Origin of the sequence: Pseudomonas sp. NPDC087612 (genome assembly GCF_044743505.1) — a bacterium.
Lineage (GTDB): Bacteria > Pseudomonadota > Gammaproteobacteria > Pseudomonadales > Pseudomonadaceae > Aquipseudomonas.
This window is the reverse complement of sequence record NZ_JBIUWO010000008.1, coordinates 1-20,081: the sequence shown is the minus strand read 5'-3', so window position 1 is coordinate 20,081 and position 20,081 is coordinate 1. Positions and strand designations below refer to the sequence as shown.

Sequence of the window (20,081 nt, the reverse complement as noted above, 5' to 3'; positions counted from 1 at the left end):
CCCTGAGTAGAAAGAATCTCTAGATAAAAACTGGGTACATTATGTACCTAAAAGATGGCCATTCTATCATCCGCCTGGAGTCGGAACGGCAATGGTGATCGCCCGAACTCTCACGCCTTCTTTCCATGAAACCTCAGGCTCCGCGAAGCCAAGCCGGCGAGCAGCGAAGATACCGGCCAGGTTGACTCCAACCTCGCGGGTGTACCCGATACCACCTGAATAGCGGGGGTTGATCTCGAGTAGCATAGGATGTCCATCAGCGTCATCTCGGGTCTGAACGTTGACGACACCGTCACAGCCGAAGTGCTCAGCAGCGGCGACGGCCAGGGCGGTTGCCGGAGTATCGCGCTCGAAAGTCTGGTGCGCGCCGGCCTTCCGGCGGCCGACATACGCTACGACCTTGCCGCTTTCGCAGACCATGTCGACGGAACACTCGGGGCCAGGCAGGTAAGGCATCACCAACATTGGCTCACGCTCAGGGCCTGCAGCGTATATCCGATGGTAGGTTTCGAAGTCGACTTCGCGAGAATCGGGGTTAGCCAAGCAGCGGAAAGGGTCGACACCAGGCTTGAACCGCCAGAAGCCCTGGCCATAGATACCAACCACCGGCTTGATGCAGACCTCAGAGTTCGGGCTCAGTAATTCATATGCTGCGCGAAGCTGATCTGGGCTCTGTACTGTGATCGCCGGGATGCAAGCGAGGCCGGCGCGCTCAGCTTCGGCAGTGAAATTCGCCTTGTCATCGACCAGTTCAAAGGTGCGTGAGCTCATACCGCCAGTGACCAGGGTAATACCTGCTCGCTCGAAATCGGCTCGACGGGCCTCATAGCCCCCCCCAACGCGACCAGCCAGAATCACCTTGATCGAATTTTGTACTGCTGTTTGGAGAACCCAGTCTATACGCTCTTCACGGTCCTCGGGCTCCTTGAAGCTCCCGTGAGCCAGGCCTGTAATCTCAGGTCGGTCGCCGCCGTGGGAGGCAAACACGCGTACGCTTGTGGGGAGAGCCTCCAGGGCACCGAGAATGATGTCTCGCTGAGAAGCCTGACCCTGTAGAAACCAGATCATTAAAACCACCTTGAATTAGGGCAATGGACTTTTGGATCTGTTCGATCCGAACCTTGGGCGAGATGTTAACGGCGCGATCGGCGGCTTCAAGGGGCTGACATTATGATCTGTAGCCCTACATGGCGCAGTGAATCAGCCGCCAACTTGTGGCAAAAAGTGTTGCGATATATGAATTGTGGCGGGAGTCTGCTGCAACACGCTACGACTGCAGGATCGCGGCCAGGTCCCCGAGTTGAAGTCTCCACGCTACTTCTCCCACGGTCTCGGCAACAGCCCAGATAGCGCTCATCCGAGGTGTGAGCTCCATGGCCAATTCTTTACGGTAGGCGGTGTTTAGACGATGCCCCATCCTGACCGAAGGTTGTGCTAATGGCAACGCGGGAGTACACACGGACTGTTTACTCAGCTGGGCTTGGGCATGCGTAGTTACCCAAGTCTGTCAACAAAGCAATGTCCGCTTTGGGTCGATATATCCACCGGACTTTCATCTGGTCTTATGCTTACCTAGAGGATGCGGTGACCCGGCGGAGCAGTCGACTGCTTGTGAGTGGGGCTTGAGGTTCCCAAGCAGGAAGTCTCGTATTAGACCATGAGGATCGCGAACAAGGCATGCTCGCGCCTGTTTCAGTCGATATGCAGGCGGTTACGTCCTGTGTTCTTCGCGATGTATAGCGCCTGGTCGGCGCGCGCAATCAGTACCTGCACGTTCTCCAAGTCGCGGCCGCTGGCGTAGGCGATGCCGATGCTCACGGTCACCTGTGCAAAGGGGCTGTCACGGTGGGTTATAGGTTCATTGCCCAGGTATTCTAGTATCGTCCGAGCAACGCTGGCCGCTCCAGCACTGTCAGTGTCGGGAAGAATCACCGCAAACTCCTCGCCACCGTAACGAGCCAGCAGGTCGGGCGGCCGACGCATGCAGACCGACAGTCGCCTGGCCACTTGTTGCAGGCAGTCATCACCGGCCAAGTGGCCATAGCTGGGGTATCCCTAGACGTGGGCTTTTACTACATGTCCAACGCCCTAGGCCGCTTGATCGGCACATTGCTGTCTGGCTAGGTTTACCAACGCAGCATCACGGACCTGCTCGATCGTCTCGACGCGGCGAAGGCTTTGCGCGAGGCGCAATTGAGCAGCGCGGACGTTGTCGAGCAGCAGGCACTTGCTGTGGTCGCGCTGTACAAGGCAGTCGGCGGAGCGAGTCTGGAGCCGGTTCAGTAGCTTTGCGCGACCGTGATACTTAGTTGACCGCTTTAAGACAGCCGATCAGGGTTTCGATAAATAGCTGCAGCGAGGGTGGCAGTGTGCGTTTCGGCATGGTCAGCACTTGAATGGTCCGGTCGGAAAATCGGGGGGGTCGACAGCGGGACCGAAATAAGGTCATTACTGGCATTCACCCGCTGGCTAATTGCGCCACCCAACGCGATCGTGTCGGTGTGGCGGACAAACTCATGGATGGCCCCGGAGTAGTTGCAGGTCATCACGTGATTGAAGGCCAACCCCTCCATTTCGCAGACCAGGTCGAACAACTGCCTCTGGGTCGTGCCTTTGGGTGTGAGCGCCAAGGGGAACGGTACGAGCGAGCGCAGAGGCAATTGCTTGAGCGTCGACAGCGGATGACCGGCTCGCATGATCGCACGAATCGCCGAGCGGCTTGAATAAAGGATCTCGACACCTTCGGTAGGCTCTGTGCTGAACGTCAATCCCATGTCGGCATCACCGCGTTTCACTTTCTCTGCGCATTCGAACGGTGACATTACTTCTAGCACGTACTGGAAAGCCGGATATTGCTGGTAGTGCTGGATCAACACGTGCGGTAGAAAGTAACGTGATAGTCCCTCTGTCGTAACCAGGCGAATAACGCGCGCGCCGGGATAATAACCGCCGCGCAGCTCCGACAGCAGGGCCTGTTCTTCCAACGAGACGCGCCTGGCGTGGTGAGTCAAAGCGCTACCCGCGGCCGTCGGTTCCATGCCCCGTGGCCGACGCTCGAACAACGGTACGCCGATACTCTCCTCCAGGAGGGCGATCTGACGGCTGACAGCGCTCGGGGCGATATGCAAGCGCTCACCGGCAGCAGCCAGCGAACCTGAATCAAACACGGCCAGAAAATAACGATAATCCATGGGCGGGAGCGCTAGCATGGTCGCCTGGCTCAAAAAGACTGTTCACCCGCCGCTCCTGTTTGAAATAAGCCAAGGTTGCGAAAAAGCACTGCTCGCAGAGATGCAGTTCATAGCGCTCGCCATCATGCTGAGTTCCCCCCTAATGCGCCCTGAGCGTGGCGAACTGAAGTCCACCGGAAGCAACAAGCGTCGAGCTTTGGCACATGTCGCATTGCACGTCCGTGACTGCTTCAACCTCAACACGCCCTGTGATCTTCATCGTTGCGCCATCGTTTGGCCGTGATCAAATAGTCAGCACATAGGCTTCAGCAATATTGGGCCTACCACTCGGCATGATCTGCTGATGAAATCCTCACTTCACCAAAGTCCTGACACAACAGTCGCGACTCGCTGCTAGCGTTCAATGCCTCCTCGCTGACACGCCCCCAGCGATAAACTCCACGAAATAACGGCTATTGGTGAGCTCTGACCACTGCACGACCGGACACAGGTATTCAGCGCAAGCACGTTAAGCTGACGACTGCGGTTCTCGCGGGCGATCTTGCGGATATTCAGGAACAGCTGCATCCCTTTCCCCTCTCGAATCTACACATGGCCCATCTCTCCATCCCCGCCTCGCGCGCAGATGCAGATACAGTGCCGGCTGCTCGCTGTGTAAATCGGCGCGCAACCCCACCGGGATCAGTCAGAGGCTTTGAATGTGGGTTCACGGAGCGGTTACCATCGATCTACAATGAGACGAGCTCAGTGGAAGGCAATCGCGTTGCCATTGGCGTGTTTGGAATACATCTGCATCCATGACATCCAAATGCAGCTTCAAGAATCCGATGATCTGATAATAAGCTGAAGGAGAGGATGATGACGACCCCCAGTGAGCGCAGTCGTGCGGTAATCCAAACAGAGGCCTTTCTCAAAGAGTTATCCAAAGACGCCTCCCTTCCCGAAAAAGTACGCAGTGATGCGAAGTTTTTGTTACGGCATTTTCCAGCCAGATCAGACGTCATCCTAGCGGGACAGCTTGAAGAGGAAGCAGTCACCCTGCCAATTCCATTTCTATTTCCAGTCTTTAGTTCCTCCATTGTTGAGTAGGTTCGGGACGCATCCACAGCCCTCGAGTTACGCCAGCTCACCTGGAGGTGAAAACAGCCAAAATTGTTTCGCCCTGATTGAGGATTAACCTCATCGTTAGTGATACACGCTACTGCCCCCTCGAGTGGGGCGCTCCTCTAGTGAAGGGCAATGAATGAAAGAAAGGGATAGGCGTCCGAAATCATTGGACCTCTGCAATGTGTACGACATTCGATATCCACGCTGGAGCAGTATCCTTAGCGAGTGAGCGCCTACGCTTCCCGATCTCCCAAGGCGAGAAGTGAGACGATTTGGGTGTGTGTTGCGTTTGAGCTCCACTTTTGGTTGTGAATTCAACCAAATAGTTACCCCACCCGGCTACTTGCACGGAATACACTTCATTGCCGGATAAACGTTGGGCAGTGAATATCCAGCAATGTCCGTGACAAAGGAATGATGGGATGGCCTAAGTCGTCGGTCGCTCGGCCGCCTCGAAGAAATGTAGGACTGCAGCTTTTACTCAGCCTCGCTGTGGCACCAGTTCCGCCATCACGTCGAAGTGTCGTTGCTCACAGTGGTTTCGACAGTGCACCCTGGACTGCTCATCACGACGCCTTAATCCTCCCCTACGCCATTCCCCTTACCGCATCGCTTGCCGGTTCAATAGGATTTAAGGATCAGTCTCATGGATATGGAGAACATCTTCAAAGCCGCTACCGCCATTGCTGCCGTCATCGGCGGCGCTAGGGTCATCTATGAGCTCACACTTGGCACGCATAGTCGGCTGCGCGACGAGTACCGCTTCGCCAAAGAGTTTCTCCATGACCTGTGCGAGACAAACGCCTCCAAGAAACTTCAGCCTCTGGCTATCGAAAGGGGCTATTACGCCCTCGCCGGAACCCGTACGATCCCGGCCCAGGACATTGCTTACCTCATTAAACTGCGTGACCCGGACAAACGACTCAAAGATTATGTGTTGTCCCGCGTTTACGTAGAGTTTGACAGCGCCTCCCACCGCATTCGCTACCGAAAAAAATATCGTCATAGTCTCTCCCGACTGTGGCGCAAAGGGTCCTGGTTGCTGACCTACCTAGCGGCTTCGGTGTTGGCCATGTCGCCGCTGCTGATCGCCGGCCCCCTGCAAGCTGGCACGCAGTTCATGTTGTGGTCGCTCGTGACCATTCCATTGTTCGGTCTCGCCGCTGGCCAGGCCCTGCGTAACTTTTTCGCTATCGGTCGGGGCGAAGCGTTGGTCAACGAACAGCAAAAACATACGCCGATCATCGAACATCCGGCGTCGGTCAAGCGCTTGCGTCACTAAGCCAGAAACGCGAGAGTTGATACCGCAGCAGCAAGGGGAATCAGCGGCGTGCCCACTCTCCGAACGGCGCGTCCGCCTCTATGTAGCGGGCAGCAGATTGCACGTCGCGCCAGCCGACATAGTCCATCAGCGCTTTGTGACTCCACTGGTTGCGGCTGGCCCAGGTAGCGAAGCCGCGCCGCAAGGAATGTCCACTGTACGACGAATTCGGCGCCCCGCTGCGGGCAAAGGCCTGGCGTAACACGCGGGAAATACTGTTGGCATTGAGCGCTTGCTCACCCACGTGCCCCCAACGATCTATCGCTCGGAACACGGGCCCTCGTTGCAAACCACTGGCAGCCAACCAATGCTCATACGCCACCACCGGACAGAGCCGCTTCAACGCCGGCATAATCAGGATTCGTCCACGATTGCCACGGTCGGTTTTACTGCTGGCCAGATAAATCTCCAGCCCCTCCCCAACATTGAGTTTGATGTGCTCGACTTGCAGCCGGCACAGTTCGTCACCGCGAAACGCCCGCCAGAATCCCAGCAGGATCAGTGCTCGATCCCTCGCGGCGCGCAAACGTAGGGTCGGCTTAGTGCTCATCAGCTCCACTTCCAATCCGCCGACACAGGTTTCCAGATCCTGTAACGCCAGGACTGCCGCCTGCTGCACCGGCTGGGGATGCTCCGCCTGGATGCCACGCAGCGTATCTCGCACCCGAGCAGCTTTGGTAGGGTCAGCGAAACCATGCTCGCTGTGCCACTGCGCCAGTGCGGCCAGGTGAGTGCGCAGCGTACTGCTTGAAAGCAATGCACCGTATGCCGCGAGGTAACGCACGATGCTCTCGCTGGAGGCCGGCAGCAGCCCACCCCACTCGCCTTCGAAGTGGTCTATCGCTTGGGCGTAGCGACGCTGCGTGCTGGCCCGGCGGGCCGCCTGCAGATAACGCTGGGCCGAATCGCTCACTTGCCCTCCTACGTACTGCAACTGCGGGCTGTTTATTGAAAAACGCCTATGACGTTCGAGAAATCAGGCTTCTCAAACGTCAGTTTGTCTGATTATTTTGACAGAATCAGGCGTCTGTACACGTGTACTTCCATACTGGTTGAACAGTACGAAAAAGTCGGAGCAGACACATGGCCCGCGCCGGTATCAACAAAGCCCTCGTGCAGCGCGCACGTGACGCCCTACTCGCCCGCGGCCTGGCGCCCAGCATCGAGGCCGTGCGCGCAGAACTTGGCCACACGGGTTCGAAGACCACTATCCTTCGCTACCTGCGTGAACTCGACGTGGCGGAACCGCACCCGCCGCAGGTGAATCTGTCGGAAGAGTTGCAGGCGCTCCTGCAGAGTCTAGCTGAGCGTTTGGCCGACGAAGCGCAGGCGACGGTCGCCGGTGAGCGCGCCCGTTTGGAACGCCAACAAGCGACCTATCAACAGCAGCGCGCCGTCGATACGGCGCGCCACGAGCAGCTGCAGATTGCGCATGCGGCGGAAGTAGCGGCACATCAGCAGCTTCGCCTTCGTGAACAGCGACTGCTTGACCAGCTGCAACTGGCGGAGGGTGAGCGACAGCGTCTTGAGGAAGCCTGCCGGCAACAGTTGCAACTCCTCGAAGAGCGTGCGACGACGATCCAATCGTTCGAGGCCAAACACCAGCAGGCGCGCGAATCGCTGGAGCACTTTCGCCAACAGCAGCAGTTGCAACGCCAAGAGGAACTACAACGTCATGATCAGCAGCTCGGTCAACTGCAAGCCGAGGTGCGGGGACTGCGTGAACAACTCGCCGTCCGTCAAGAAGAGCTGACGCAGCTCTACCGAGACTTGGAGCGTTCTACCAGTACGCAGAGCTACCAACATCAACAACTCCGTCAACTCGAGCGTGAGTTGAACTCCGCGCAACAGCAATTGGCCGCCGAGACGGTTCTCGTGAACCTAGCGCATCAGCAGGGGGAAAAAATGGCGAGTGAGATAACCCAGCTGCGAGAGAAGTCCAAGTATTACCTACTCGCACACCGCCATGATCTGCGCCTCCTACGTCTCCAAGCGCAACAACTGGCACGCCTGCAAGGTTCACTCGAACCAGGATCGCATGACAATTCAATCCCTCAATGAGAGGCCGAATCATCCACCACAATTGGAGATCCAAGCGCGTTACCGGCCCGCCTGCCATCTCCAGGCGCGCGCCGCCCGGCGACGTATTCGGAAGCACCACGGAGAATGCCTCACCGCCATACCGGGCCGGCAGATCCGCTGTCCGGGATTCGGCTGTGGGGAGAATGCCCTTACAAACGTGCAAAATTATCTGCAATAAAATGTGTAGAAACCTGTTACGACAAGCCTATGCGAAAGCGATGAAAGTCCCGAACCTGTTGAGGTAGAGTGGCTGAAAATATGTGCAAAAAAATGTGCACACTTGCACGTCCATCATCAGGATTTGCTGGCGGCGTCCGATGAGGCATACGTGGACAGTTAGAGAGAATTGCCCGTGTACCCATGTGGCGGCAAGTCCCTGTATTAGAGATTGCAGGGCCTACGGTTGACTCACGCTCAGGCATTTTCATGCAAATTGCCCAGGCCGATCCACCACCGCCCTCAAAGCAGATGAACCGCCATTAAGGCGTACGAGTAACACGCATTTTTGGCTAGGCTTCAGCGAACTCCGCGCTGTTCAGCGGTCAGTGGCTAGCAGACACATCCGCCCACGCGCCCCCCTACTCCACCGCCCTCATTTCGGTAGAGTTTCTGCGCAAGATGCCCTGTTGCATCACTGTCGCTCCGCCAGTGCTCGCCTTCTGCTGTCGGTAAAAACTGCATCGCTTTCTTCTTCGCGCTTGCCGTCTCTGTGGCCGATTGCGGGGGACGGCTGTGCATTAAGGCATTTACAATGCCTTCACCGCACGGTGCTGACACCGCTGAGAATACCCGGCAAGCCGCGCTGGTAAGGTCTCAGGCCTTACAGCTGCTCATACTCCCGAGGCTTCAGCCCGGAACGCTAATGACCGTGCTCGCCAGCTTGGCCAATGTGCGCCTGACGCGCATATACAGGTCATTCGGCTTGTCGACGGAAGCGCCGTCGACCACCGATCGTAAAGCCTCCACCGTGCCGATGTAGGAACGCTCACCTAGGTACCAAAGCCACACTACACAGTCGTCAGTCCATCCAGATACCCACCCCTGGCTGATAAGGCACTCTCCTAAACGGGCTTGACCCTGCAAAATACAATCAAAAGATTCTGCGCTGATGGGCCAGTAGTCGATGTCCCCCAACATTCCTTCTTCCACTAAGATATTGATCGCGCTCCAGAGCGGCACCGCCAGCTTCCTATCTGGAGGTCGCAGGCACATCAACGTGCAAAAGGCCGCGAAGTTCTTACGTAACCAGCTTCTCTGGGAACACCGTTCGTGAGTCGGAGACCTCAGGATCGCTAAAAGGGGGGCAAGCATGAGCCAGCCCGGACAAGCGCAGAACAGAGGCAATGACCTTGAGTGAAATACCTCCAGTGCCCTGCCGTCCAGGCGCGTGCCGCCTGCCATCTCGTCAATACATTGCAGCCGGCACTCAGGACTCAACAGTAACCACATCGATGAATCGAACATAGCTCGAAGGCTCGGAAATCGCTGATACAGCATGGCTCTAGCCGGCTCACAGGCAACAGCTCCGTTGAACCGGCGCCGCCACACACGCAATAGTTCCGGCGGGGCCGCAGCACCGGGAAGACCTGCAATGTCGAGTGCTGCTTCACGGCCAGCCACTTCCCGCGAATCACTCGCGCATCCATACACCTTGGCGACGCAAACCGAGAACGCAATCGCACGCGCTCGCCTGACTTCAGGCACAGCCAGTCTTGTATGCCTCATGAGCAGGTAGTCCTCCAAGCAACCGGATAGTCATGCGGCCACAACGGGATTGAGGTTTACCCATCATGTAGCTGCACTACAAAAATGTAGCTCGACTACATCGGTTCGCCATGAAGTCCGATACTCAAAGCTTCGCTCTGAAGCTTTTAACAAATGCGAAAGTTTCTGCATTTGTTAAGTAGTTGATTTTTAGACCAAAAGCCCTTTCAAGATCGATAGATTTTGGAGTCGCTAGGGTCTGGAGTTCTGGATGATCATCGGCGACGATAAATGCGAGGACATTTCGGACGATTCGCTCGGTTTTCGCCAGACATGAGCGCCATAGAGCGGTGCAATGAGCAATCGGCAGCCACCTTATAGCGACCGGCGCTTTTGGGGGATTTGGCGTACCGCGATACCTGCCCGTGGTTCTACCGAACATCTCGGGCGTTGTGCTTCAAACAGACCGGAGACATGCCGATGGAAAAACTGAGTGCTAAGAGCTGCGCGTCGACGCCTCGGAACTGTGCACCTGCCTCTACGCGATCCGCGTCAGCAGGACACTCGCAGCCCGACAGTAGCCAGCGACTCGAGCCCGAGTGGCATCTTACCTTGGCGCGATGCAGGTTAGTTCCGCAGCTGCACTCCGAACGCTGCGACAAAGCGAGAAATGATCGCACAACCCGGTAGGAGCAGTTTTGATCCCAGCGAGATCGCCATGATGAACGAGAAGGGAACATACCGCCACGTAACGCTTGTTGGATCCGACCGAACTTCGATAACCGCCAAGGGGTGGCCGCGTTCCAGATCGTGCATGGCGACAAACATACCTGCCCGGAAGGTCTTGATCCCGCGCATGCTCTTGAGCAATGACGATGCTTGTCGCCACCCCGCTCAATCATTTATGCGTGCGATACAACCGAGAAACACTTGAGATTGTTCAGAAGTTAGCTTTAGACAAAACTCTGGATTTGACGAAACTAGTCGGAGCGCAGCTAATTACAATAGCTAGATCGAGATCCCGATGCTATCCGTCATTATCACTACGAGGGTCAACGAAAGGAACGCTCGATATGGATCCCATACATGAGACGATCTCCGACGCGGTATGCTTGGTAGCGAAAAAGCCATTAACCACAGGAAGGCGGTACTTAAGAGTGACGCACTTTCCGTCGCTAAAAAACAGCATGATGGTCCCCTGCGGATCGCTGTTGAATGCCAAATTCTGTGTCCATTTCGAATATGAAAAGGGCATCATCAGTTATGTCACCCGCCCCTGTGCTGTTCGCTTTCTCAAGCGCAACCTTACAGTCCACCCGGATTTTTCTGCGACATGGGAAGATGGAACGCAAGTTTTCTACCAAGTCTGTCAAGATATATCGGTACTAGCGCAATACAGCCTTTCACAGATCGCACGGGCTAAGGATGCATTCCTAGACGCAGATTTGGCATTTGAGCTCATCAGTGTCGCGGAGGTCCAGAACACTATATGGACCGACACACTCCGAACGCTGTATTTTCATTCGCAGGGAGGCCTGTCGTCAGAAAGCCTCGGCATTAACGAAGCCCTTATACGCCACTTTGGGGGGCGCGCAAAATTTCGGGAATTAATCGAATTAGGCATTCCCACGAATCACATTGCCCATGGAGTCTTCCATCAGACACTAGGCGCCAGCCTGACATCTCCGGCGAATCTTGAGATGATCATCGAGGCTCGTGTTTGAACGTAAAACTTTGACTGTCATATGGCGCACAGTTTGCTGTTTAGACTAATTACTGGCTGAAAAAAGAACATTCGATGATTCACCTGAAAACATGCTCAGGTGCCAATCTTAGGCTGGTTGTTATTAAACAGCGCCTAGCGATAGTCGTCTGCGCGAGCAGCTCAAACGCAGATGTCTAAGCAGCCGGAGGCAGCATGCTGATAAGTAAGTCATTAGAAATCAAAGTCGGCGAACGCTATACGTTGAGAGGCAGAAACTATCAGATTGAAGCGATCGACGGCGATGAAGTTCAGTTGCGGGGGGTGGACGGGCCTTGCTCCGTGACATTCCAGACATTGGCTGCGTTGCAACGAGCGCACGATCGAGGACACCTGAGAAAGATCCAGGAAGCGCCGTTCAGCATGTCACCCGAGAAAATAGTCGCGGGGCTCAATAAGAGTCAGGCGGAGAAATTCAAAATCCGCAATGCTTACATACAGACTATTACGCATTCATATAACGGTATTTTCTCTCGAAGTGACTTCACAGAACTTCAGGCAGAAGTGACGAAATGGATCGGTGAGCACGTGCGCCCCGCCTATAGCACCGTTTCTGCATGGAGGCGACGTTACCTGAAAGCTGGGGGTAATCCGGTTGCGTTGCTCCCTAACACCTACAAACCCCATCGAAAGCATTTATCCAATCAGCCGGAGGGCGTGCAAAAGCTCATTATTGACACTTTAGAAGAAGTATATTGGGTAACCACGCCTTTTTCGAAAAAAGACACCTCCACAGCAATACAGCTAGCCGTAAAGGATGAGAACAAATATCGCTCGGCGCGCAGCAAATACAAAATTCCTTCACTCAGCACGCTCTGGCGGATTATTTGCGAGCAGGACCACCACCGGACGTTACTAAAGCAAAAGGGGGTGCGTATAGCGGCCAAAGCGCATCATGCGGGCGGAAGTCTCCCTGAACCTACGAGGCTGTTTGAACTAGTTGAGGCGGACTCGCAGATGCTTCACCTCTTCGCCTTTGATGAACGTTCAGGAGTAGTAGCCAAGCCGCATATCACTATTTTTCTCGAGATCAAATGCAGATACGTGATCGCCTGGCACATTTCTTTTGATCCGCCGTCTGAAGACACCACCCTGCTCACCTTGAAAAAAGCCATAAGTTCATCGAACCCATATGGCGGCGCAGCGGAACGATACACCTTTGACAACGGCCCAGAGAATGTTGGCGAAGATTTGCGTCACCAAATCGAACTGTATTTGGGAGAAGCATCGTTCTGCGAACCCTACACACCAAACGAGAAGGCTCGCATCGAGCGAATGATTAAAACTTTCACGTTACGACTGATACATAGAATGAAAGGCACAACTTTCTCAAACCCAGTGGAGCGCGGCGACTATGACTCAGCAAAAAACGCCCACTATACAATAGACCAACTTCGACATTATTTTTCTGAATATATAGAAAGGTATCATAATGAATATCACAGCACCCTGGAGATGTCTCCAAATGAGGCATGGTCAAAATGCCAAAAGTTGGAGTTGGAACCACGCCGGTTCAGTGAAGACGACCTGCGTAGACTATTCTGGCGCAAGGTCGTCGTAACACCACACAATGGACGGGTCCGGGCACATAATTTGCTATGGCACGGCGCTGGCGTTGCAGAGCTGGCAAACCGATATCCAGCGTCCAAAACCTTAGATCTTTATTTTGACCCCTGTGATGTCGGGCAAGCATGCGTCTGCCACCCTAAATATCCACAGGATAAAAAAACCGTCGATCCTTTGAGGCCGGCGTATCAAAGCGGTTTAACGCTCTCATTTCATCGACTGATCCATGCGCGCAAACTGGAACTGCGTCAGCAGAAAAAATATGTATCGGCGAATGAGGCCATGGTACAGCTTCTGCTCGAGATAGCGCGTGAAAACGCAGCGGCCGGTAACAAAGTATCTGGGAAAACTGTGACTGCTAAAACCTCAACAGGTAACTTTGGAGCGCCATTGACGCCTGATGCCCAGGCAGAACATATACCTGAGAAATCCCACGACACACGTAAAGATACCCCTGAAGATTTCGCAGTGAGGAAAAAATAATGAGCGATTCGATCATAGAGCTTCATCCGTTGCTGAGAGAGTTCAGTCAGATTACGATCTACTTTCCTGAATTTGCAATTGCGTTTTCGAAGCTCTGTAATGCAATCGAGCTCTGCAATCTAAATAAGTCACCCATGTCCGCAATTATTTGCGGACACTCAGGCGTAGGGAAGACTACTCTATTATACGAGGCTTTCATCAAATACGCCCAAAAGTCTCCAGAGGAAAAAGCCGATGGCATTTACATTCGTGATAAAGCTGTATATTTCGAGGTTCCCGAGCCTATAACGATCAGGGAATTGGTTGATAACATGCTTATCAGATTGGGGGTTACTAACGCACGAGGCTCAGTAGCCCACCTTACATCAATGTTGATTACCCAATTGCAAACTAAAGGAACGCAGGTTATTTTTCTCGACGAAATCCAACGACTTTGTTTTTCAAACGCAGATAAAGTCAGAGTTCCTATACTGAATTGGCTAACCAACTTCATGAACAAATTGGAGATACCGGTTATCTTGGCCGGCACGCAGGAGTGCCGTTATATAACCAACTACGACCAGCCATTCGCCAGCCGCTATCCCTGGATGATCGTTTTGAATCCACTTGAGTATGAACGCCGGCCTGATTCGCACTATCATCGAATTCTGGAAAAGTTTGACGAGACCATGCATGAACTTTGGCCTATGGCTAGTGAAGTGCATTTGAACGACGTCGAAATTGGAGCGCAACTTTTCATTGCCACCTCAGGAAACCTGAAGCAAATTAGCATGATTCTTATCCTCGCATTTTATCGTTGTTTGGGTCGAGCTAAAAGCTGCGGACTGACACGTGAGGACTTGAAATATGCTTGTGACCAATTAATTCTAGATCACAACCTAACCTCGCACAATCCTTTCTTATTAGATTTGCGGACATGCACTAAAATCATTGCAGGTACCGAAGAAACAAGACAAAAAATTCGGGTTCCTGTATGAACAAACTTTCTTTTATTCCACTCCAATTTCCAGAGGAAAGCCCCACAAGCATGTTGAGGCGCTTCGCGCTGCGTCATGGTTGTGAATACCCGGCTGACCTGCATAATCTTACATCTATTACTAATTTAGAAAAACTCACCAATAGTAGCGAAAGCCCGTTAGCACTGTGGATCGCTAATCGAGCAGAAAATTACCGCGAGCAGTTCTTGGAAGGATTTTATAAACCAGTCGGGCGCCTTGCCGAAAATATGCCTTATCGGGTATTCGGAACGCTCGTTCCTCACACCATGATTAGGTTTGCAGGCAGCGCTTTTTGCTCCGCCTGCCGCAAAGAAGGCCACGACCGTTTTGTAAAAGACCTCCGTCCAGCCCTATTCTGCCCTTACCATCGTCGCCGATACCTATTCCGATGCCCCAGTTGTAGCAGGAAGCTGAGATGGATCAACCCGATCTTAGACAAGTGTACTTGCGGACATATTCTCGAGTGTTCCGATTGCTCCGAACAGGATTGCGTTCCAGAGCAGCACCTCCGCACTATGGTCCTTGAAAAGCAGGACAATGCCTTTGAAACTCTCAAGCGTACGCTCACAATTTTACGCTACGACAAAACCTTACCACCCGACAACATTGAAAACCGTAAAATATTTAGAGTTGCCTTAGCTATCATCAGGGCTGACCGCGCCGGAATCCAGGATTATCTCCAAGACCTTCAGTCCCTATACCCTGAGATGCCTAGTGCTGCAATTGGTGCCAAGCTCGCAGGCATCAAGACACCAGAAGTTATAGAAGCTCGCAATCAATATTTAAATTGGACGTTAGCGGAACCAATAGAAAGGTCCACTGAGCTTATAGCCCGTTCGAAATTCTCACTGTACAAATCACAGATCAGAGACACCGTCGCTATCCGCAGCATCAATCTGACCAAAATAGCAGCCGAAAACTGCGCAGCTTGGATAGACTTCCCAAATCCCAAGAAGATACCACCGACAATATTCCTTCCCCTAGTACAAAAATGTAGCGAATGGAAGCTCAATGCCAGGAAGGATCTCACTAACCCTACTGATTTTGTGAGCATAGAGGAAGCCAGTTGTATGGTTATGGTGAAACCATACTTCATAAAAAAATTGGTTGACAATGGCGACCTCTGCCCCTTGAGAAAACCCAATCAAAAACTTAAAATTAGAAGGACTGAAGTCGAAGACTTTATTCAATCCTTCGAATCTATTAATTCAATAGCAACCCGCCTCGGCATACCAAGAAATAAGGTTAGAAGGATTCTCGACGAATACAGTTTAACCCCTATACAGGTGGCGCGTTCCAGCCGACCAACCATTTATCAACGGAAAGATGTAGATACTCTCCTAGAGCTCCTGAGAGATTCAAAAAGCGGTTATACGTTCAAAAGGCTCACCGGCAGGAAGATCATCACTAGAAAACTTACAGCGTACTGTACGTTTGCAGAGGCTGCAAGAACCCTGCAGATCAGCGTACTCATCCTGAGACATTACGCGCAATCCGGGTTATTTCCAACTTACAAACATCCTACGAAGTCGCATTCTATGCTGTTTAGAGAAGACATTGATTCCTTTCATCAAAAGTATGTATTACCAACGGAACTTGGCCAGATAATTGGAGTAGGCGCTCCTGTTGCAGCACGGACGCTCAAGGACTTAGGGCACACTACGGTTCTCAGTGGCGCTACTCATGATTTCAAGATCATGTGCCGCACTCCCATGTTTCTGCGCTCTGATATTGATGCGCTGTACATGAAACGGAATTCAACTGGAGCAGACTATCTTACTATCAGAGAGGCTGGCAGCGAGCTGAGGCTTTCTGACAAGACTGTCATCTACCTGATTTCCTCAGGAATCTTAGCTATTGATAGCGATTCCCAAACCCTGCCATGGGCTAGCAAGTCAAAAGTCTATAATTTTTTTGACTCCTATGCCAACGGCGTTCAAACTGCAAAACTGTGCAATATCCCCGTGAGGAATATTCAGCGGTCTCTTCTGAAATTCAAAATAAAGCCATTATGTGGCCCTCTCATAAATGGCTGCCCAGAGGTTATTTATCGGATCGCCGACATTATAAACCATGCAGGCAAGGTCCCTTCATTTCAGGTCACGCCTAAATGCTCGATAGAGGACTTTAGAGCTATTACAATACTCACCAACCGCTATGATATTACAAGATCAAATTTTACCCGCACTTTTATTCAGTCCGGTCTAATCAAGACGCTACAGATAGGCAAAGAGTTATTTTTAACTTCTAAAGACTTCATTTTAGTCGAGGATATTCTAAAAAACAATCTAACCTTACCCATGACAGACCGCCAATTGAAAACGCATAGATATGCGCACGTACTGCTGAAGGATGGACGTTTATCACAACCCAAAAATCTTCCATCCGAACTCGATAGCTGCACCTTCGTAACAAGGGAATCACTGAACAAATTCCTAAAAACGCGTCCCCACCGGCCTGACTAGTTCCATTCGCACTCCCTTAGCTGGTCGCCTTGGTAGTCTTTAAATGCGGAACGGGTATGGGCATTACCGTTTATTTCCTCGCTACGACTCTGGGTTCACCTAGCTTCAGGCCCCTCCAGGTTTACAGGGATGTCAACACCCCTAGATTCAGTAGGAATACGGTCGCTCTCGGCTGACCCGCTTAGGCGGCGAAACTGCTGAGGCTTTTTAATGCCCGCGAACTGCACGTGATCACTGAAGCTCGCATCCAACTGGTGCCCCCCTGAGTTGATTGATCAAATCGTCTCGAATCCTATTTTCCTGAAAAACCGAGGCTGAAAGCCTTTGAAAAAAGCCCGAAAAATCAATAGTGGCCAGTCCGCATAAAGATGAAAAATGAAGCCTGCCCGCTCAAAATCGCTAATTCGTGAAACCTTCTCGCTTATTGTGAAACAGTTACACCAAAAAGGGCTGCCATTGGGCAGCCCTTTTTTATTCTCTAAACGGCGATGCTCATTTGATTTTGGGGCGGTGGAACCACATGAATTTTCGGGCTGTAGGTGACGACTTATACAATCGAGCCCATTTTTCTGATGTACCCATACGCACATATACCCAGTCAAAAAAGCCTTCCCTTGTAGCCTGCCGGCGCAGCTTTTAACTGCTTTGGTACCCTCGCAGGCTTAGTCGATTTGAAGGGAGCAGGGTCAAGTTCGAACACACTGACTGCGACCTGGTTACTACCGTGGATGTGTGCGACCAGACGATCATGCTTCGGCAGTGGTACCTGGGCTGTAGAGCCGCCGAACTCTCCAGAGTTGGCAAGCACCACAGGCTGATACATGTGGAAATGCAGTGCCGCGACCATATTGTCGAAGGTTTGCACATCTTGATTCAAGGCCGCGACCAAGAAAACGTCTGAGCGATCCCTTAGGTCCGCAACCAAATCAAGATCAGTAGCGTCGTAGCAGATTGCTGCGGCGAGACGTGTGGGCGACGTCGTCCCTATAGGCAACTCCACTAAGGTCACATGAGGTCGATACCCCTTGATTCCCATTTGCCGCTCAAGTTTCATCGGATGGAGTTTTCCTTGCCACACATATTGAATACTGCGGCCATGATCCGGTGCATCTGTGCGTATCAGCCACAGCCCCTGATTGATCGGCCCTCCGCACTTATCGGAGTGCATGAATGTTAGCCCAGCAAAGATATTTGCCTGGAGCTTGTCAGATAGACGCCGTAGAAAGAACACATGCTCTGGATGCACAGCCAGTTCGGGGAAAAGAATCACATCTACGGCAGGTGCTTCGCTTTCTCCCTCTTGCCGCGGCCTTGCCGAAGCCCACGCACGCAACTTAGCGTGAGCCAGACGGCAAACCTCAGCCAGGTGACGTCGATGCTGGGACAACATTGCCGGAGTCCAATGTGTAGGATCCTTGATATCGAAGTCTTCCATCTTCGGGAGAAGGGTTTGGACTATCGCCACGCGCAAGGGACGATCAACAAGCGGAACATTGTCACCTGTGGGAAGCACATAAATCGGCGTCTTACTCCGCTCCCCATACAAAGCGCGCTGCACCGCGATACGTTTTTCCAAGAGCGCCAACAACTCACCTGGCGTACGCACCGCAGCGACGGGGGCCGCATCGTTTGCCTTGAACTCGATACCCGGCCACTGGAGCAAAGTGGAAAGGAAACCGGACAGCCAAGGGGAGATTGGTGCGGGCTCATCCATCAATCCGCTAACGGAATTGAGCATTCCGAAACGTCGTTTATACCAACTACTCCGAATTCCTTTGTAGCGCCCAACTTCCTCGGTCACAAGAAAACGACGGTTTGTGAAGTCAAACTCCCCAGTCAGGGCAGATCGAAGGAGCCTTCCCAAGCCATACAACCAAGCCCCCTCCTTGCTCACCCACTCTGGCCGCTCATATAGCGGATTAGCGGGCCCCTCATCCTCAGTCAGACTGGCTTCTAGAAACCCAGCCCCCTATGGTAGCGCATGGATCCCGGACCAGTCAGCACACTTCAAAATAATATCGACTGGACTGAGTCCGGCCGACAGGCGCACCTCAATATGCGGCACGCTCAGTAGCGCTTTAGCTAGCATGAGAAGTCCATTCTCCTGCCCAAAAACATTGAATGGGTCCTTCATGACCCGCAACAAGTGGCAAGCTGGCAAAGTACTTCCGTCCTTTTGCTTGCCGGAGCTGATGCGGCTAATTTCCACGAGAGACTGTGGAACAAACTCTCTCCACTTGGGGTGGCGCCCACCGCGCTTACCTATCGCCTCTAGGAGGAGGTCCGGCCTCTCAAGCGCAACCGTGTTCACGATTTCCTGGAGCAAGACCTCATCCTGAGTGGCACGGAGCCCCTCGGACAACCAGGCACCGAAACGACGTGAGTTTGGATGCATTTGCTGGGTAACTAATGCTGATGGAAGTATTTCCAACAAGTCCATAGATGCTGTAGGTTCGAAGAGCATGGCCCTTCGAAGCTTGTTGTAGGCAACACCTACCAAAGGCTCGGTAATAGCATTTACAGCTAGGCCACAGTCGCCGATTGAGGCCAAATACAGAAAAGCTTGCTGCAATAGGTACCATGGCGAGCCAGCTCGCTCGATGACAATTCTCCTGGCAAAAACACCTAGTTCTTCTCTATAGCCTTGAATATCGATTGCCTCCGGGTACTCCTCCATATCCCGAAAACCTGTCTCGACAACACCAGCCCGCAGCAGATCAGCGGCAACATATTCAGCAACGCGAATCTCACGCAACTGCTCGGGTTTTAGCCGACTGGGAGTCACGTCATAAAGCTTAGAGTTCAGTGCCTCCAGGACCGGCGCGAGCAACCGGGGATGAGGAAACAAGTCAAGTCCACATCGCAGTAGCAAGACTAAAGCAGGGTTCTCAGCCCAGCATTTTATGAGCTTGCGAGCTGTTGTAGTGGTCAACTAATCCCGGACACTGCGTTAAGTTTTTCTTCGGCAACAGCGGGCGCTAGCCCGCTGTTGAACTGATGCGGTCGCTGCCAGTTGTAGCGCTGCATCAGAAACCGACCAATATCCTGCTGTGCTAGCGAAGCACTCATATAGCCCACGGTCGGTACCCATTCCGTTTTCAGGCTGCGAAACAACCGTTCCATCGGTGCATTGTCGTGGCAGTTTCCACGTCGACTCATGCTCTGTTTGAAGCGATAGCGCCACAGTCGCTGACGGAAGCCTCGGCTGCCGTACTGGCTTCCTTGGTCGCTGTGAAACAGAACGTTCTGAGGCCGACCACGCTGCTCATAGGCCATATCCAAAGCATTGATAACCAGGTCAGCGTCAGGCTTCGATGAAAACGCCCAGCCCACCACGCGACGGGCGAACAGATCGATCACAGCCGCCAAATAGTGCCAGCGACCTTGAGCCCAGACATACGT

At 53.0% G+C, this 20,081-nt stretch carries 15 protein-coding genes and 1 pseudogene; 8 read left to right on the top strand and 8 right to left on the bottom strand.

Annotated features, from left to right (window positions below; genetic code table 11):
- Window positions 1-66: 66 nt before the first annotated feature.
- The 3 genes and pseudogenes from ACIOVF_RS17350 to ACIOVF_RS17340 form a co-directional block, all read right to left on the bottom strand.
- The gene (locus ACIOVF_RS17350) at window positions 67-1,068 is read right to left on the bottom strand and encodes an ATP-grasp domain-containing protein (protein ID WP_401291054.1); all 1,002 of its coding nucleotides are present in this window, start codon (window positions 1,066-1,068) and stop codon (window positions 67-69) included.
- A 624-nt stretch (window positions 1,069-1,692) separates the two neighbouring features.
- A pseudogene (locus ACIOVF_RS17345) lies at window positions 1,693-2,046 on the bottom strand (diguanylate cyclase domain-containing protein); the annotation flags it as partial.
- A gap of 272 nt (window positions 2,047-2,318) precedes the next feature.
- A complete protein-coding gene (locus ACIOVF_RS17340) occupies window positions 2,319-3,191 on the bottom strand; it encodes a LysR family transcriptional regulator (protein ID WP_401291051.1) in 873 nt (290 codons plus the stop codon).
- A 16-nt stretch (window positions 3,192-3,207) separates the two neighbouring features.
- Between ACIOVF_RS17340 and ACIOVF_RS17335 the strand changes: the two genes are divergently transcribed.
- The 3 genes from ACIOVF_RS17335 to ACIOVF_RS17325 all read left to right on the top strand — a co-directional run bounded on the left by ACIOVF_RS17335 (window position 3,208) and on the right by ACIOVF_RS17325 (window position 5,580).
- A complete protein-coding gene (locus ACIOVF_RS17335; protein WP_401291048.1) occupies window positions 3,208-3,474 on the top strand; it encodes a hypothetical protein in 267 nt (88 codons plus the stop codon).
- A 575-nt stretch (window positions 3,475-4,049) separates the two neighbouring features.
- Window positions 4,050-4,280 (top strand): BPSL0761 family protein, encoded by a 231-nt coding sequence (locus ACIOVF_RS17330; RefSeq protein WP_401291045.1) that lies wholly within the window; start codon window positions 4,050-4,052, stop codon window positions 4,278-4,280.
- 664 nt (window positions 4,281-4,944) lie between these two features.
- A complete protein-coding gene (locus ACIOVF_RS17325) occupies window positions 4,945-5,580 on the top strand; it encodes a hypothetical protein (RefSeq protein WP_401291043.1) in 636 nt (211 codons plus the stop codon).
- A gap of 40 nt (window positions 5,581-5,620) precedes the next feature.
- Here ACIOVF_RS17325 and ACIOVF_RS17320 read toward each other — a convergent pair whose 3' ends face one another.
- The gene (locus tag ACIOVF_RS17320) at window positions 5,621-6,532 is read right to left on the bottom strand and encodes a site-specific integrase (RefSeq protein ID WP_401291040.1); all 912 of its coding nucleotides are present in this window, start codon (window positions 6,530-6,532) and stop codon (window positions 5,621-5,623) included.
- Window positions 6,533-6,702: 170 nt separating this feature from the next.
- Between ACIOVF_RS17320 and ACIOVF_RS17315 the strand changes: the two genes are divergently transcribed.
- The gene (locus tag ACIOVF_RS17315) at window positions 6,703-7,680 is read left to right on the top strand and encodes a DNA-binding protein (RefSeq protein ID WP_401291037.1); all 978 of its coding nucleotides are present in this window, start codon (window positions 6,703-6,705) and stop codon (window positions 7,678-7,680) included.
- Window positions 7,681-8,547: 867 nt separating this feature from the next.
- Here ACIOVF_RS17315 and ACIOVF_RS17310 read toward each other — a convergent pair.
- Window positions 8,548-8,880 (bottom strand): hypothetical protein, encoded by a 333-nt coding sequence (locus ACIOVF_RS17310; RefSeq protein WP_330079588.1) that lies wholly within the window; start codon window positions 8,878-8,880, stop codon window positions 8,548-8,550.
- 1,598 nt (window positions 8,881-10,478) lie between these two features.
- Here ACIOVF_RS17310 and ACIOVF_RS17305 point away from each other — a divergent pair.
- From ACIOVF_RS17305 to ACIOVF_RS17290, 4 genes are all read left to right on the top strand, one after another.
- Complete coding sequence (locus tag ACIOVF_RS17305; protein WP_401291033.1) at window positions 10,479-11,129, top strand: hypothetical protein; 651 nt, start codon at window positions 10,479-10,481, stop codon at window positions 11,127-11,129.
- Between the two features lie 194 nt (window positions 11,130-11,323).
- Window positions 11,324-13,216 carry a hypothetical protein gene (locus ACIOVF_RS17300; protein ID WP_401291030.1) on the top strand — a complete coding sequence of 631 codons (1,893 nt, stop codon included), beginning with the start codon at window positions 11,324-11,326 and terminating at the stop codon, window positions 13,214-13,216.
- Window positions 13,216-14,193: a TniB family NTP-binding protein gene (locus ACIOVF_RS17295; RefSeq protein ID WP_401291027.1), complete on the top strand. Its 978-nt coding sequence runs from the start codon at window positions 13,216-13,218 to the stop codon at window positions 14,191-14,193. Before ACIOVF_RS17300 ends, ACIOVF_RS17295 begins: the two co-directional genes overlap by 1 nt.
- Window positions 14,190-16,679 (top strand): hypothetical protein, encoded by a 2,490-nt coding sequence (locus ACIOVF_RS17290; RefSeq protein ID WP_401291024.1) that lies wholly within the window; start codon window positions 14,190-14,192, stop codon window positions 16,677-16,679. The genes ACIOVF_RS17295 and ACIOVF_RS17290 overlap by 4 nt, the downstream gene beginning before the upstream one ends.
- Before the next feature lie 598 nt (window positions 16,680-17,277).
- Here ACIOVF_RS17290 and ACIOVF_RS17285 read toward each other — a convergent pair.
- From ACIOVF_RS17285 to ACIOVF_RS17275, 3 genes are all read right to left on the bottom strand, one after another.
- Window positions 17,278-18,417, bottom strand: coding sequence for a hypothetical protein (locus tag ACIOVF_RS17285; protein WP_401291022.1), 1,140 nt, complete (start codon window positions 18,415-18,417; stop codon window positions 17,278-17,280).
- 231 nt (window positions 18,418-18,648) lie between these two features.
- Window positions 18,649-19,527, bottom strand: coding sequence for a hypothetical protein (locus ACIOVF_RS17280; RefSeq protein ID WP_401291019.1), 879 nt, complete (start codon window positions 19,525-19,527; stop codon window positions 18,649-18,651).
- Between the two features lie 80 nt (window positions 19,528-19,607).
- Window positions 19,608-20,081, bottom strand: a 474-nt coding sequence (locus ACIOVF_RS17275) for an IS3 family transposase (protein ID WP_401291016.1), incomplete at its 5' end; no start/stop codon positions are given.